18 protein-coding genes are annotated in these 14,029 nt (G+C 65.8%); 2 read left to right on the forward strand and 16 right to left on the reverse strand.

From position 1 onward, the window contains the following. Positions 1–25 precede the first annotated feature (25 nt). From JL475_RS11480 to JL475_RS11495, 4 genes are read right to left on the reverse strand one after another with little or no spacing between them, the layout of a single operon-like run. Positions 26–412: an RRQRL motif-containing zinc-binding protein gene (locus tag JL475_RS11480; RefSeq protein WP_202277445.1), complete on the reverse strand. Its 387-nt coding sequence runs from the start codon at positions 410–412 to the stop codon at positions 26–28. Then, a complete protein-coding gene (locus tag JL475_RS11485; RefSeq protein ID WP_202277446.1) occupies positions 412–1,266 on the reverse strand; it encodes a DUF2637 domain-containing protein in 855 nt (284 codons plus the stop codon). Before JL475_RS11485 ends, JL475_RS11480 begins: the two co-directional genes overlap by 1 nt. Next, positions 1,263–1,910, reverse strand: coding sequence for a GGDEF domain-containing protein (locus tag JL475_RS11490; RefSeq protein WP_202277447.1), 648 nt, complete (start codon positions 1,908–1,910; stop codon positions 1,263–1,265). Before JL475_RS11490 ends, JL475_RS11485 begins: the two co-directional genes overlap by 4 nt. Further along, a complete protein-coding gene (locus tag JL475_RS11495; RefSeq protein ID WP_202277448.1) occupies positions 1,907–2,224 on the reverse strand; it encodes a hypothetical protein in 318 nt (105 codons plus the stop codon). Before JL475_RS11495 ends, JL475_RS11490 begins: the two co-directional genes overlap by 4 nt. 715 nt (positions 2,225–2,939) lie before the next feature. Between JL475_RS11495 and JL475_RS11500 the strand changes: the two genes are divergently transcribed. Next, positions 2,940–3,698: an XRE family transcriptional regulator gene (locus JL475_RS11500; protein WP_202277449.1), complete on the forward strand. Its 759-nt coding sequence runs from the start codon at positions 2,940–2,942 to the stop codon at positions 3,696–3,698. 2 nt (positions 3,699–3,700) lie between these two features. Next, on the forward strand, positions 3,701–4,174 hold the full coding sequence (locus JL475_RS11505; RefSeq protein WP_202277450.1) for an NUDIX hydrolase: 474 nt from the start codon (positions 3,701–3,703) through the stop codon (positions 4,172–4,174). Here the strand turns inward: JL475_RS11505 and JL475_RS11510 are convergent. From JL475_RS11510 to JL475_RS11560, 12 genes are all read right to left on the reverse strand, one after another. Beyond that, complete coding sequence (locus JL475_RS11510; RefSeq protein ID WP_202277512.1) at positions 4,162–4,725, reverse strand: HD domain-containing protein; 564 nt, start codon at positions 4,723–4,725, stop codon at positions 4,162–4,164. The genes JL475_RS11505 and JL475_RS11510 overlap by 13 nt on opposite strands. Before the next feature lie 5 nt (positions 4,726–4,730). Beyond that, positions 4,731–5,117, reverse strand: coding sequence for a GntR family transcriptional regulator (locus tag JL475_RS11515; RefSeq protein ID WP_307825023.1), 387 nt, complete (start codon positions 5,115–5,117; stop codon positions 4,731–4,733). A gap of 143 nt (positions 5,118–5,260) precedes the next feature. Beyond that, entirely contained in the window at positions 5,261–7,810 is a 2,550-nt protein-coding gene (locus JL475_RS11520) for a tetratricopeptide repeat protein (protein ID WP_202277452.1), read from the reverse strand. A 134-nt stretch (positions 7,811–7,944) separates the two neighbouring features. Beyond that, positions 7,945–8,424, reverse strand: coding sequence for a hypothetical protein (locus JL475_RS11525; protein WP_202277453.1), 480 nt, complete (start codon positions 8,422–8,424; stop codon positions 7,945–7,947). A gap of 619 nt (positions 8,425–9,043) precedes the next feature. Then, complete coding sequence (locus tag JL475_RS11530; RefSeq protein ID WP_202277454.1) at positions 9,044–9,427, reverse strand: DUF6083 domain-containing protein; 384 nt, start codon at positions 9,425–9,427, stop codon at positions 9,044–9,046. Between the two features lie 196 nt (positions 9,428–9,623). Further along, complete coding sequence (locus JL475_RS11535) at positions 9,624–10,997, reverse strand: tyrosine-type recombinase/integrase (protein ID WP_202277455.1); 1,374 nt, start codon at positions 10,995–10,997, stop codon at positions 9,624–9,626. Then, positions 10,994–11,164, reverse strand: coding sequence for an AlpA family transcriptional regulator (locus tag JL475_RS39925; RefSeq protein WP_237406877.1), 171 nt, complete (start codon positions 11,162–11,164; stop codon positions 10,994–10,996). The genes JL475_RS11535 and JL475_RS39925 overlap by 4 nt, the downstream gene beginning before the upstream one ends. After that, a complete protein-coding gene (locus JL475_RS11540) occupies positions 11,164–12,540 on the reverse strand; it encodes a replication initiator (protein WP_202277456.1) in 1,377 nt (458 codons plus the stop codon). Before JL475_RS11540 ends, JL475_RS39925 begins: the two co-directional genes overlap by 1 nt. A gap of 83 nt (positions 12,541–12,623) precedes the next feature. Continuing rightward, complete coding sequence (locus JL475_RS11545; protein WP_202277457.1) at positions 12,624–12,929, reverse strand: SpdD-like protein; 306 nt, start codon at positions 12,927–12,929, stop codon at positions 12,624–12,626. A gap of 20 nt (positions 12,930–12,949) precedes the next feature. Beyond that, entirely contained in the window at positions 12,950–13,105 is a 156-nt protein-coding gene (locus JL475_RS11550) for a hypothetical protein (protein ID WP_202277458.1), read from the reverse strand. A gap of 15 nt (positions 13,106–13,120) precedes the next feature. After that, positions 13,121–13,300 carry a mobile element transfer protein gene (locus tag JL475_RS11555; protein ID WP_073932476.1) on the reverse strand — a complete coding sequence of 60 codons (180 nt, stop codon included), beginning with the start codon at positions 13,298–13,300 and terminating at the stop codon, positions 13,121–13,123. A gap of 13 nt (positions 13,301–13,313) precedes the next feature. Further along, positions 13,314–14,024: a DUF2637 domain-containing protein gene (locus JL475_RS11560; RefSeq protein WP_202277459.1), complete on the reverse strand. Its 711-nt coding sequence runs from the start codon at positions 14,022–14,024 to the stop codon at positions 13,314–13,316. Positions 14,025–14,029 lie beyond the last annotated feature (5 nt).

The following is a 14,029-nucleotide window of genomic DNA, read 5'->3' on the forward strand; positions in this document are numbered from 1 at the left end:
CTCCCTCATGTCGAGTGGGGAAGGATCAGGCGGCGTGCTGTTCTTGCGGGTAGGCGCAGGTCACGCACATGCCGAGCGAGGTCGGGATGCAGTAACCGGCGTCCGTCCGGCACTTGGGGCAGGTGCGGCGGGCGCGCATCGCCTTGGCGAGCGCGGCAGCGCGGCCCGGCGTCATCGGGCGTACGGGCTTGGCCTGGTCGACGCGGTACAGGTAGGCGACCAGCACCCCGGCCTTACGTCGGCGGGCGCGGCGCATCACCTGCGCCGCGACCGGCTGGCCACCGGGCCGTAAGCCGCGGGCCCGTAGCTGACGGCGGGTGGCATAGCCGTCCGGGGCGAACTTCCACGGGAACGTCGGCACCCCGTACGTCGCGCCGTTCGGGTCGTAGCACTTGCCGAACGTGGGCGACATCAGGCAGCCGCCTCATCCGGCCCGTCACCGGCGGCGCGCTCTGCCTTGAGCGTGTCGCGCAGCGTGCGGCCGTTCGCGGACGACGTGCGGACCACCTTGCGGATCGCCTCTGCCGTCAGCTCGGCATCGGCCCAGTCGGCCGTGACCGACCGGGCCTCATCGAGCAGTTGCTCCGGGGTCCGGGTCGGTCGGGGGGTACGGGCCGACTCGGGCACCCGACCAGTCGCCCGGCGCGGGGCCGACTCGACAGCAGCGACCGCGAGAGTCGGAGCCGACACGACCGGTTCGATGACCGGCAGCGGGTCGGCCGACTCGGAAGCAGCCAGCGCGGCCACCTCAGGGGAAGCCTCCGGGGTCGACTTGTGCAGGTCAGACCCCAACCGATTTGCGGTGGCCTGCTGGATTTCATCCTGATCTGCGACCGGTGCCGGTCGGTGATGCAGCACCTTCGCCACGAGGTCGGAGCCGAAGTAGATCGACCCGACCGGCAGCGACGTGGCGAGCAGAACGAGAGCCCAGTTCGCGGGCGCCCAGTCGGCCAGTCGACTCCAGTCGACCGACTGGCCGTGTAGCTCGGGAACGAGCCCGTGCACGTAGTTGAGGACCAGCGAGGCGAGCGTGTACCCAGCCAGCACCCGCAGCGCGAACCGGCGAGCGTCGCCGGTCAGTACGAGCGTGGCGACCAGCGCCAGGGCCATCAGGCCATCGACCACGAACGGGTACAGCGTGGCCGCCGTAGCGTCCGCGCCGGTCGCCGTGGCGACGTCCCGCAGGGCGTTCCAGGACACCCGAAAGGCCATGCCGACAACGGCGACTAGTGCGGCAACGAGCAGGCCCTTTGCGGTGCGGCTCATGCCGCCACCTCCGAACCGCCCGCAGTGCCACGGCGGCCAGCGCGGCGGCCGTTGACCGTGTGGTGAACCGGTGTGGGGCCGTCCGCGAGGAAGCGGCCCCCGCCGTTCTGTTTGGCGGCGTACATGGCCTCATCCGCGCGCCGCAGCAGCGTGGACAGATCCGGGCCGTTCGAGTCACAAGGAACCGCGCCGACGGATGCGCCGACGACGAACTGGCGGCCTTCGAAGCTGACCGGCGCCGTGAGCACACCGGCCAGCTCATCCGCCTGCCAGATCAGTTCGGTCTGGCTGCGGACCCGGGTGACGGCGGCGAACTCATCACCGCCGAAGCGGGCCACGATGCCGTCGCCGGTCGGCGCCCACAACGTGAGCCGCTTCGCCGTGGCACGAAGTACGGCGTCTCCGGCGGCATGCCCATGGGTGTCGTTGATCTGCTTGAAGCGGTCCAGGTCGATCAGGTAGACCGCGCTCTGGCCGTTCGCGATGACCCGCGCGGCGCGCTCGGCGAACGCATCGCGAGTCACGAGACCAGTCAGCGGGTCACGCCGCGCCGCGTCGATCCTTCGGCGCAGGCGCAGGGTGTGGAGGGACCAACCGGCCGCCATCGGCAGCGCGGCAGAGATGGCCGTCAGGGTGTAGCTCATGCTGCTTCCCCCGTTCCGGCGAAACGGCCGGCCGCGCGAGCCGCGCGCAGGAACGGCACCGTGCGGGTCAGCGCGTCGGCGTAGAGCGCGTCCCACGCGGCGACCTCGTCACCGCCTTCGCCCTGGGCGACCAGGTCGGCGATGACCTCGCGGGCCACGTCCAGCCGGGCCTCCCGCTCTTCGGGCGTCTCGTGCGCGAGGGGGCCGCGGAACAGATCGCGGTCGATACCTGCGGGCAGCTCGTCAAAGCCGAGCGCCAGTTCTTCGAACTCAACCGCGTTCGCGGCCTCGTGGTTTCCGATGTACGTGCGCATGCGGTGCTCCTGAGTCGGAGGGACGGAGAGACCGGGCGCTCGGGTCTTTGGCGAGAGACGAGCACTCGGGGAAACAGAGCCCTGGTTCCAGCTCCCCTCAGCCCTGCCCGTACGGAGCAAGCTCCGGACGGGCAGGGGAGGCAACCGGCCGCGGCATCAGCCGCGCAGATGACCTGAGTCCGCAAGTCACCGGCTGTCCCGGTGCGCGTCAGTGACGGATCAGGGAGACGCATAGGGCCTTACCGCCCGTGCCGGTCCAGCACGAGCAGCGCCTAGGTACTTAACTGCCGCATCAGGACTCCTCTTCTCGCTGGTTGTCTGGGGTGTCGCACTGCAAGGGGGACCTGTGTCCCCACCCTCCGGCCGTTGCTCGCGGTCGCCGGGCCACCTCGCCAGTACGGGCCGAAACCCTGTTCCACCTGGCCTTTAGCGGGATTGCAGCGTCCCCGCCCTCTGCTGTTGAGCAGCCCGAACAGGACCCCTCAGGTGTTGCTGAGAACCGCGATCAAGCTGAACTCGATGCAGTACCTCTATTACAGGTACTGCATCGAGTGCCGTCAAGCTTGCTGACGGACTCTTTGGTTCTCGCGCCAGGACTTCTTGGCGCACCATCAGAATCGGTGCAGGTGGGGGGCGTTGTTCACCTCACGCGTGGACACCCTGGGGCGATCTCGCTATCGTCAAGAAGTCCCTAGACGTCCCATCGGGGGTTGAGATGTCCAACGAGCGCTTAAGGTCGGCCCTCTTGGCGCAAGGCATGACCGTGCAGGGCCTGGCGGACGCGATCGAGGTCAATCCGAAGACCGTCGAACGCTGGATCACCCAAGGAAAAGTCCCGTATCGACGCCATCAGTACGCGACGGCGGCCCTGCTCAAGGTCGATGTGACGACGCTGTGGGAAGACTCCCGCACGGTCGAAAGCGCCTCCGACCTGAGCAAGGCTGAGATCGTCACGCTCTACCCGCACCGGCACATGGTGCCCGCCGGCCTGTGGCGCGAGATCTACGGGCGCGCCCAGTCCCACGTCGACGTTCTCGTCTACTCCGGACTGTGGCTGTCGGAGGACCCGCTCTTCCACGACCTGCTCAAGGCGAAGGTGGGGGCGAACGCTCAAGTGCGCATCCTGCTCGGGGACCCGAGCTGTGCTGCGGTCAAGCAGCGCGGGATAGACGAGGGTCACCAGATCATGGACGGCAAGATTCGCAATGCGCTGATGAACTACCGGCCTCTGCTCGCCAGTCATCCAGAAATTGGCTTCCGGCTGCATGACGCGACGCTCTACAACTCACTGTTCCGGGCGGATGACGAAATGCTCGTGAACACTCACGTCTACGGCATCGGCGCATACATGGCGCCCGTCCTGCACCTCCGACGGCTGCCAGGCGGCGGACTCTTCGACACCTACGCGAATAGCATCGAACAGACCTGGGGAGGCGCGCGCCAGGTGACGGACCACGACTTCACAGGAGCTTAAGCATGGGACGCATTGACTACCTTCACGACCCCGACGCCCCGCCGGCCAACTCCGTCGTGCCCTCCGTCGTCGCGTTCGTCCAGAACGACGCAGGCGAGGTGCTGGTAATCCAGCGGTCCGACAACGGTCGCTGGGCACTCCCCGGAGGCGGACACGACGTCGGGGAGTCCATCAGCGACACCGTGGTCCGCGAGGTGTGGGAAGAGACCGGCATCAAGGCTGAAGTCATCGACGTGTCCGGGATCTACACCGACCCCGGACACGTGATGCTCTACGACGATGGCGAGGCACGGCAGCAGTTCAGCATCTGCTTCCGGGCAAAGCCCGTCGGCGGCAACGTGCGTACGAGCAACGAGACGACACAGGTCCGCTGGGTCGCCCTAGCGGACCTCGCGGAACTCGATATCCACCCCACGATGCGCCTACGCATCGAGCACGCCATGGATCGGACGCGCACCGCCCCCTACATCGGCTGACGCTTCACTGCGGCAAGCCGCTCCAGAACGCGGACGGTACTGGCAAGGATCTCCGGTTCGGCACGGCGAATGAACGTGCCGATCAGGCTGTCAGGCCCGTACCGCCCTGCGATCTCGTTGACTCGGTCCACCGGGTTGGTGGGCATACCGTCCGGCGTGGTGTTCATGTCGCAATAGCAGAGCGCATCGGCGAGATGCGGATGCTCACGAGGGAACTCCCCCTCCAGCTCGTCTCGTAGGCCGCGCGCGTCAGCTTCCATCCATGCGCAGGAGTGGTGTGCGACAAGGCGGATCACCCGCTCGTCTGCGCCAGCCACGTCCCGGAGGTACCTGGCACCATCGAGCGGGTGAAAGCCAGTCTTGGCGAGGTCCGGCGAATAGCCGATGTCATGGAGTACCGCCGCAGCCTCCAAGAGCTCGGCGTCAGCACCGAGGATTGATGCGATGGATCGCGCTCGCTGCGCCACCCCGACAGAGTGCCGCCACCTTCGCGGCAGTGGTTCAGCCAGCAGCGATTCTGCGAGCGGGTAAGCCCACTCGCTCAGTCCCATTGTGCTCACGCTTTAGCACGCTCCTCTGGTTCAGGAAGGGCCAATACAGTGCGCTGCTTGCCCTGCCGTGCGGGCGATAGGAGCCCTGCTGCTTCAAGTTTGTCTAGGGCCTTGGAGACCGTTGGGCGCGAAACACCGAACCGGGCCGCGAGGGCTGTCGTGCTCGGGAAGGAAGCTCCAACGTCAAGCCCGTCGGCTGTGATCACGTTAGCAATCCGCTCAGGCAAGGGCCTACGGTCGATGCTTTCCCCGGTTCTCACGACTCTCCACCGTCCTCCAGGCACAGGCTCAGCAAGCCCCTCCTGCCGAAGAACATCGAAAGCGCGGAGCGCGACTCCACGAGATACCGCGTAAGTACTCATGATGTCCGCAAGGGACGGTAGTACCTCCATGTGAGGTGAGCCCTCAATGTCCGCCTTTACAGAAGCGGCAATCCTGAGGAACGTACCGCGAGGGTTGGCATGCTGCGACACTCAAACTCCTGCGTCTGACTCTCCGACTGCTATCCAAGGATCGCATAACGAGGTTGGGCGACCTATTCGCCATACCATGCGATATCGCTTTCCAGATCTTCGAGATGCTGTCGCGTGTGTTGCACATCGGGATGGTCTTCGCCCAGGACGCGCGATTGCTCCTCGAGTAGGACCCGAAAAAAATCCATGGCGCCTTCGGAATCTCCCATTTCCATAAGATGGAACGCGAGGGCGTGACGAGCGTTCAAGACGCGCCCATCGTCCGGCCCATGGATACGTAATCTGTCAGTCAGCACTCTTCGATACACCGGAAGTGCCGCATCAAGATCTCCCGAGGCGTCAATCCATCTGGCAAGGTGCTGCAGCATATCAACGGTCATCAGATGGTCTGCGCCAAGATACTCTTCACAGTCCGCCACAAGCTGCGAAAATTCCTCCCTCGCGGTGAAAATTTCACCGTTGCGCCCCTTCCAATGAGCCAGGAGCCCTCGGGCATTCAGAGACCGCGCGGACCTGGGACCGTAAATACTTACCAGCTTGCGAAAAACATCCTCAGCAACCACGAGAGCTTCACCTGATGCCCCGCATTGATCCAATGCGCGGATCAGGCTCCATTGAGTATCAATGACATCAGGGTGCCATTCGCCCATCGCCTTCGTTTCATCGTTGAGGAGCTCTCGAAATACACTGACGGCCTTTGATGGACGCCCATCTTTGAGGTACCAGTTTCCAAGGTGATCGCGGCACGTAAAAGTTTCCGGATCACTTGGGCCGTACAGGCGAACCGCGTCAGAGGCTATTTCTTCAAGAATTCGGACCGCACCGTGCACGTCCCCTGAATCGCCGACGGCCTCCGCCAAATGAATGCGCGTGTGCCGAGAATGGTGGTGATCTGGTCCGTAAATTGCTACTTCATCAGCCAGGAGTTCCTCACACGTCGCGATAGCACCAGGGTAGTCCTCATCCGCACTGCGTGCCGCCACGAGACGACGCCTCGTGTCCCTTGTCTCCTCGTGATTGGAGCCTTGGACCCTGATTCTGTCACGCAGCAATTCTTCGAATACTTGAACCGAACCCTTGGTATCACCCGAGGCGCCCACTGCTTCCGCCAAGGAACTACGCACAAGAAAGACAAGACTGTCGTCCTGTCCACGATTGTTAGCAACGTCACGGATGATTGACTTATACTCGGCAATGGCTTCGGTGTAATTTCCGCCCTGTTCCAAGGCGTCAGCCAGGCCAAGGCGCACAAAGAACGTATCCCAATGTCCAGGAATGGTGGATTCGACTTTAGAGCGGAGATCGCCATAATAAGCGACCGCCGCTGTTGAAAAGCCAGCCTCTATGTAGCTCTGCCCGAGGCGGATTAGAACATCATGGCAGAAATCTTCGTGGAGAGCCGACCCCGCAGTTTGGTACAGCACCTCCGTGTTGGCCCGCAACACCTGATCCAGTTTAGAGTGAACTGAGTCCTCCGGCCACACTTCGAGCAGACCATCAGCCACCGCAATTGCTGCATCTCGAAATTCATCATCCTTACAGCTCTCAACAATCGCGCGCTGCACCAAAGCATGGATGTGTACTGTCGCACTGGGTGATCCGGATCCTGCCTCTACTAGGCTCAGGCGATGCAGGTTTCGCAGGGTAGCCGTGGCTCGATCTACAGCGTCAGCAGCGCGCTCCGAAGAATTGACCGCATCTCCCCCTAGGCTGAAATCCTCCAGATACTCAATCGCTGATGGGCTAGTCAGCACCGATTCTGGAATACCGTTAGGATCCAGCAGGGCAGCCATAAACAGCATCGGGCGTGCCATTCTCGACGGAGGCAACAGATCGGCTTGCTCGATGGAAAGCGACCAGGTAGCTGTGACCGTTGCTTGGTGATCGTCAGGCAGGCTGTCAGCGTCAGGCAGCAATTCAGACAACGCTTTTCGACGTTCCGAAAATAGACGTCGGTAAGTAGCACAACTCAAGTTGAAATCGACAATATACGCTGCCGCCTGCGCCAATGCCAGAGGAAGGTAGCCGAGCGCTGCGGCCAAGGCAGATATGTCGTTCGGGTTATCCACGCGGCCTTGTGCCGCCAGTTTCTCTCTAAGGTAGCGCTCAGCTTCGGTCGAATCAAAAAGGCCAACCGATATGAGTTTCCGCCCAATTCCCCCCAAGGCCGCATCACGACGCCTCGTCGTAACAATGACTCTGCCATTAGCACGTGGGTCAGGCCAAAGTCCTCGCAGGGTGGCGGGGCTGTCTACATCATCGAGCACGACGACCCATGATTTGCTGGTGGTCTGCGCCCACGCCAGGAACCGCTTTGCTGCTTGCTCAGAGTCCTCCAAATCAGCGCCGGTTAGAGTCGAGATGGCCTGCGTGTAGGCAGACTGAACAGATTCACGGCTATTCGCCGATGCCCAGACAACGACATCGAAACTCTTCTGGGCGAGAATCTCCCTAACGGAATGCGCTGCAATCTGAGTCTTACCCACCCCGCCTGGGCCCACCAGAAGCTGAAATTGGGCAGCAACTTGACTTTCGTCCAGTGATCGTTTGATGTCGTCGATCTGGTCCCTATGTTGAAAGCAGTCTGCTTCTCGGGGCATCGCTCCGATCAAGGTGGGATGCTCCGACGGCGGTGGATCTTGCGCTGTTATGAGCTGCCCTATGTAACCAGCAGCAACACCCCCAGCAAGAGCCACTACGGATGCCTCAGCTGCAACATGCGGGACCTGATGTACGCCGGAGGCGGTCAGTCCGTGTTCGCCGCCGGCCTGTGGGGGTTTCCCAGGGTCACCCCGCCGTCGATGTTCAGGACACCGCCCGCTAGCGAGCCGTTGTCGGCGTTCACATGAAGTTCTCCGCCAACAGCAAGGCCGTTGGAACCCGCGGTAGCGCCACTTTGTGCCAGAGAACCAAGGGAGGTGATACCTCGCAACCACTCAGCCGCCTCAGACTGCTCTTCTGCGGGCAGCTCGTCGATGAAATCTTCGAACCGGGCTTGCCATGAGGCTTCGAGGCGCGCGCGCTGCGATTCGCCAGCCTCGCCTTGCTCGAGCTCTCCTGCGGTGCGGTCCAGCCGCTCAAGTACAGCCTGCTCCCGCTCCGCGCTTCCCCTACCCAGCCGCCTTGCGACGCGTCCCCGTACAGCTACCCACAGATCTGTCCCCACCGCCTGCACGACGGCAGTTCCTCCTGCTGCGGCTACGGCTACCAGCCCCTCTGCCAGCATCCCCCCACCTTCCAGTCGTATCGACCACTACACCTGAACAGTACTAGCCGGGATTTCTTGACATCGTGGATTCGCTCGTTCAGGGCGCTCTTCGACTGCTCTGCTGGCTGGAGCCGTTCATGGGGTTGGCCATAGCCGGGCCACCGCCTCGTCAAGCAATCAGCGTCGGCCTCCAGCCGGCGACGCGGTGTACGCCCACGGTAGGTCCGACAGAGAGACGGCCTGTCCCTGAACAGCAGGAAGCGGAGTAGCTCCAGCCACGGAATTTTATCGGACGCATATTCGATTACAGGTCCCTGACGCGGGCTGTCCGAGTGAGCGGCGAGTGAGATAGAGGCGTCCGGCGGTACTGGGATGGAAAGCGCCAGTTCAGAGAGGCCGTCCACTGCGTCCCGGACATGCCCTCCGGAGCCGTGTGCGCAGGTTCGAATCCTGCCGGGGGCACCTTGCATGAGGTGCCCAAAGACCCCGTCACCAGCGGAAACGCTGAGAGCGGGGTCTTCGCGTATGTGCAGGCGTATGCAGCGCTGAGCGGCCCTAGGACGGGGTCCGTGGACTATTTGTGGACAGGATCTTGGGGCATCTGCCCTGGTCAGCCCCGGCATTTTCGAGGTGCCCGTCAGCCGGCGTCTGGCCACTCCTCGGGAGGCGGAGGCGGCTCCGGGTCATCGTGTCCCTTCACTCGCCGCGCGCGCTCCCCTCGCAGGGTCGTCAGCCACGGCCACAGATCCGGCAGAGGCTGTGCCGGGCAGGCGAGACGGTGCTCGATACGGCACCGCTGGGACTGATCCGGCGGACATACCCCGTAGACCGTCACCCGCCCGTCGGACAGCTCGATCCACCGATGTTCCGCCGGCACCGTATGGGCCAGTGGATTCATGTACGGCTCCAGCAGCACCCAGTCCTGCTCAAGCGTCGGCACCCGATCCTGCAGCAGCCCGCAGTACGGGCAGCGGGACTGCCCACCACCCAGTTGCCGCGGCTTCTCCTCCAAAACCCCCATACCCTGAGGGTCGCCAGCCCTGCGGTCCAGGCGTAGAGCGCGAACCGGACGGAACCCCTGGGGCAGCCGTCCGTCAGCGAGACGAAACACGATGCGGCAGGTGCAGCCGGCAACCACCGGCCGACGGCACACGGCCGAGATACGGCGAAGCCCTCCGGCCCATGCGGGCTGGAGGGCTAACGGCCTACGCGCGTGATCACTCGTATTCGCTCAACAACTCCTCGATCTTGCGGTTGACGATCTCCTGCCGTCCATCGATGCACTTGGCGTAGCGGCTCAGCAGGACCTCCACGCTGTTGCCCGCACGTTCGGCGACCTCCGTCGGGTCCACCCCGGAGTTGAGCCAGGTCGACAGTGCCGAGTGCCGAAGGTCATACGGGCGAGCCGCGAGCGGGGAGGCGACCGCGGCCGGCGGAAGCGCCAGCGCACGGGCCTCCTGCCAGACGCGGTAGTACGTCGAGGAGCCGACCACTCCCCCACGCTCGTTGGCGAACAGCCGCCCGTCCTCGGCAGTGCCGAACGTGTCAAGGTGCCGCCGAAGGATGACGACGAGCTGGGGCGGGATCGGCACGAGCCGGACCTCCTCCGCCGGCCGGTTCTTGAGGCCCCGGTCGTCATGAGTTTCACCGGAGTCCGTCCACTGCTTTCCGGCGCTGGGACGCGTCCGGTTCAGCAGCACCGTTCCCCAGCCGACCTCGGGCAGCTTCAGGTCCGCATCGGTGAGACCGACGGCCTCAGCTGGGCGCAAGGCGCCGTAGTACATGCAGGCGAACAGACCGACGAGTCGGCGACCACGCGCCCTGCCGTACCCACCGATGTACGAGACCGCAGTCAGCAGGGAACGAGCCTGCGCCGGATTGGCGACCACCCGGGGATCGACTTCCCCGGCTACCTTCGGCTTCTTCCAGCGGATGCCCGTGATCGGGTTCTCTTTGAACTCCCCGAGGTCCACTGCATAGTGCAGCGCGTTGACGAGTGTCCGACGCTTGCGCCGAACAGTCTCCGCAGCTGCCGCTGTCCCGTCGAGCTTCAGCTTGAGCGAGTCCAGGACGGCCCTGCCGACCGCAGCGTCACCGAGGTCCGAGAGCGGAAGCGATGCCTTGGCCACCCAGTGCAAGGTGTTCGCGATCTCGGTCGGCAATTCGCGCTCGTCCGGTCCGGGAAGGACGAAGGCCCAGTTGCGAAGCGCCCTCCTGATCAGTTCCTCGGACGGCTGCCCCGGACGCTCGTCGAAAAGGGCCATCGTCACGGCGGTCAGGGCCTCATTGATCCCGTTACGCGTGTTCGGCGCTGCGTGCGGCCACTTCATGGCGAGGTACTTCAAAGCGAAGGCGTACCAGGTCATCGAGGCTGCCTTTTCGACCATCGAGTCGGGCAACCCTGTCTCTGTGTCGAACTCTTCGCCGGCATGGGCGGCGCGGAGCAACTTGGAGCGGTAGTGGTCCGCAAGCCCCTTGGTGCGGAACTGCTCGGAGAACACGTTCCCGGCAACAGTCCACCGGACGTCATAGGAGGATTTCTTGGTCTTCCTCTTCCGAACGCCCCACACTTTTACGTCGAGAGACTTCACGCCGCCGCCTCCAACTGCCGCAGCCATGCGGTGAAGTCGCTCCGCCAAACCCGGAGCTCCCCGTTGGGCAACTTGAACGCAGCGGGCCCCTGCCCCAGCTCGCGCCACCGGTAGAAAGTACGACGGGACACCCCACCCAGCTCCGAGAGGATTTGCGGGACGGTCATCAATTCGTCGCGTCGGTGGTCCACGCCGGTTCTCCTTCCGTGTCGTCGTCTGTCGGGGCTACGGGCGAAGGGGTGCCGTGAGCGATGAGGTGTTCTGCAGTGGTCAGTCCGGTCCCGGCGAAGACCCAGTGGGAGAGGACGAGCACGGTGTCCGGGTCGGGCAGCGGGTGGCCGGCTTCGGCCGCGCGTTCGCGGGCCAGGGCTTCGTTGTGGTCGGCGCGTTCCTGGCGGAGGGCGCCGAGGGTGACGGAGTAGGCGCGGGATTTGGTGGAGAAGTGGCCGCGGAAGCCGAGCATGTGGGCCCACTTGCGCAGGCGCAGGTCTTCGAGTTCGGGCAGGGCGCCGAGGCGCCAGCAGGTGAGGATCATGCGCCGGGCGTGGTCGGTGACGCCGGAGCCGATCAGGTCCGTGATCGGGTTGCGGATGGGCCGGTCGAGGGTGCCCGCGGTCTCGGCACCCTTGGTGGCGTACTTGGCGATGTAGGCGGCCACAGCGCGGCTGGACAGTTCCGAGGTGCCCGCGAAGTCGGCGGAACGGATGGGGCGGATGTCGAGCTGTTCGCCGAAGCGGAAGGCGTACGCGTGGCCGTCGAGGACGGGGCCGGGTGTCTCGGCGAGCCGGGCCGCCGAGCGGATCGCGTCGGTGAGGAGTTCGGTCGTGGCCCAGGCCGGCGGGGTGTCCTCGGCTCCGTCCGGGCCGTCGAGGCGGATGACGGCGTGAAAGTGGACGGCGCCGCGCCGCTGGTACTCGGCGACCTTGGCGTAGGAGACCTTGAGGCAGTGGCGCAGTGCGGAGCGGCTGATGCCCGCGCGGGAGGCGAGGTGCTGGCGCAGGTAGGTGGTGAAGCGGCCCCACAGTGCCCCGGCGTGCGCGTTCCACAGGACGGCCGCGCGGTAGTCGTAGCGGTCCGGGTCCAGGGGGGTGCCGAGGGCGGGGTCGTCGTCCGGGTGGGTGCGCCCGCAGCGGCATCGGCCGCCGCCGGGGCGGTTGTGGACGGGGCCGAAGGACGGGGCGGTGAAGGTGGCGAAGACGCGCGGGTGTTGGGCGACGGCTGGGCCGATGCCCTTGCCGCCGCTCAGGCCGGCGGTGACGAGGTGGAAGGTGTCTTTGCGGTAGATCTCGGCGCAGGAGGCGCACCGGGTGGCGCGGCGGTTGTTGCAGCGGATGAGGAGCTGCCCGGCTGGAAGGTCACGGTCGGCGATCTCGCGGATGATCTCCCCGGTGGCGGCGTGGACGTCGAGCCGGTGGCCCTCCATCCGGACTGGCCGCTCGCAGCCGCCGAGGCGCTGGATCTGGCGGGCGTAGGCGCTGAGGTCGCCGTGCCGGGCGAGTGCTGCCAGCTGGCGGATGGCTGCGGTCGGAGCCGCAGGGCTCATGTGCGGGTTCCTCCTTGTGTGAGCGCCCGGCCTGTCGAGGGGGCTAGACAGCATGGGCAAGCCGGGCGGGCGGAGCGATGAGGTCAGCGACGGGTGAGGACGGAGCGGACGACAACGGCGCAGACGGCCACGGACGAGGCGGTGAGGGCGACGGCGAGGAGCATGGAGACCAGGACGGCGCCGACGACCAGGACCACGGCGGTGCCGCCGCTGACGAGGACGAGCGCGGTGCCGGGCGTGAGCCGGACGGCCGGGCGGGGCGGGACCGGGGCGACGGAGGCCGGCGACGGAGCCAAGGTGCCCGGCGTGATGGTGGTCGGCTCGACGACGGCGGATGGGGCGACCAGGCCGCTGGGCTGCGGCATGATCGGGACCTTCGGTCGGAACATGAGCGCTCTCCCTTCGCGGGTCACTTGAGAAAGGTGTCGATAAAGGGGGCGAGCAGACTGTCGGCGAGGAGGTAGCCGCCGACGAGCAGCACGGCGATGAGCCACCAGGGCGGGCGGATGAGCTTGACGCCGAGCACGCCGACGACGAGCAGGGCGAGCCAGAGCGGAACGTCCACTTCGGTGGTCTCCTGTCAGGCCGAGCAGCGGTGGGTACGGGCGGCGAGTTCGGCAGCCGCGCGGCTGTCGTACTCGGCGGAGAAGTCGCAGCGGGGCGCGGTGCAGGCGGCCAGGTGACGGTTCCGGCCGCGGTCGACGTACGAGGCGACGTTCACGGGACCGATACGGCGGACGTTGCGGAAACGCGGGTTCACGGCGGTGCTCCTCTCAGAGGTGTGCGGCGACGGACGGGGTCATGGACGGGGGCAGGCCGAGCCGGGCACGTACGGCGTCGGGGTCGGCGGGGTGGCCGGTGGCCGAGCGGTGTTCCTCGGCCAGGGCCCGGATGCGGTCGACGAGGGCGGGCGGCAGGGCGACGGCGGAAGCGGTCACCGGGGCCGGAGTCGCGACCGGTTCGGCAGTGGGCTCCGGAGCCGGTCCGGGGTCGATGGAGGGCGCCGGCAGCGCGTCACGGTCGGGCCGGTCGACGGCAGGCTGAGCGAGGCGCGGCTCCGCAGGGATGTCTGCCGCCGAGGGCTTCGGGGCCGTCGGTGTCTCCGGAGTGTGCGGAGCGTGGGCCAGCAGCGTGCCGCCGAAGAAGGCGACGGCGGGCCAGCCCGCGACCGTCACGCGGAGCCAAGCCGGTACGTCATCCAGGTCGAGGAGCCCGGCCGTGGCGACGTTGGCGCCGAGGGACGCGGCCAGGGCCACCAGGAACCACAGCCGCGGACCACCGGCCACCAGTCCTGCCCGCTGCTGCTGACGCATCCGACGCCAGGCGGCGACCAAGAGCAGGTCGACGCTCACGGGATAGGCCCACGCCTTCCAGCCGTCCTGTCCGGCCGCCGCAGCGAGGTCGTGCAGATGGGAGAAGGACAGGGCACCGGCGATGACGGCCTGAACGATCACGGCGTCCACGCGGGCCAGGTGGGCACGCATCGGCT

It is taken from the genome of Streptomyces sp. M2CJ-2, from assembly GCF_016757295.1.
Taxonomy (GTDB): domain Bacteria; phylum Actinomycetota; class Actinomycetes; order Streptomycetales; family Streptomycetaceae; genus Streptomyces.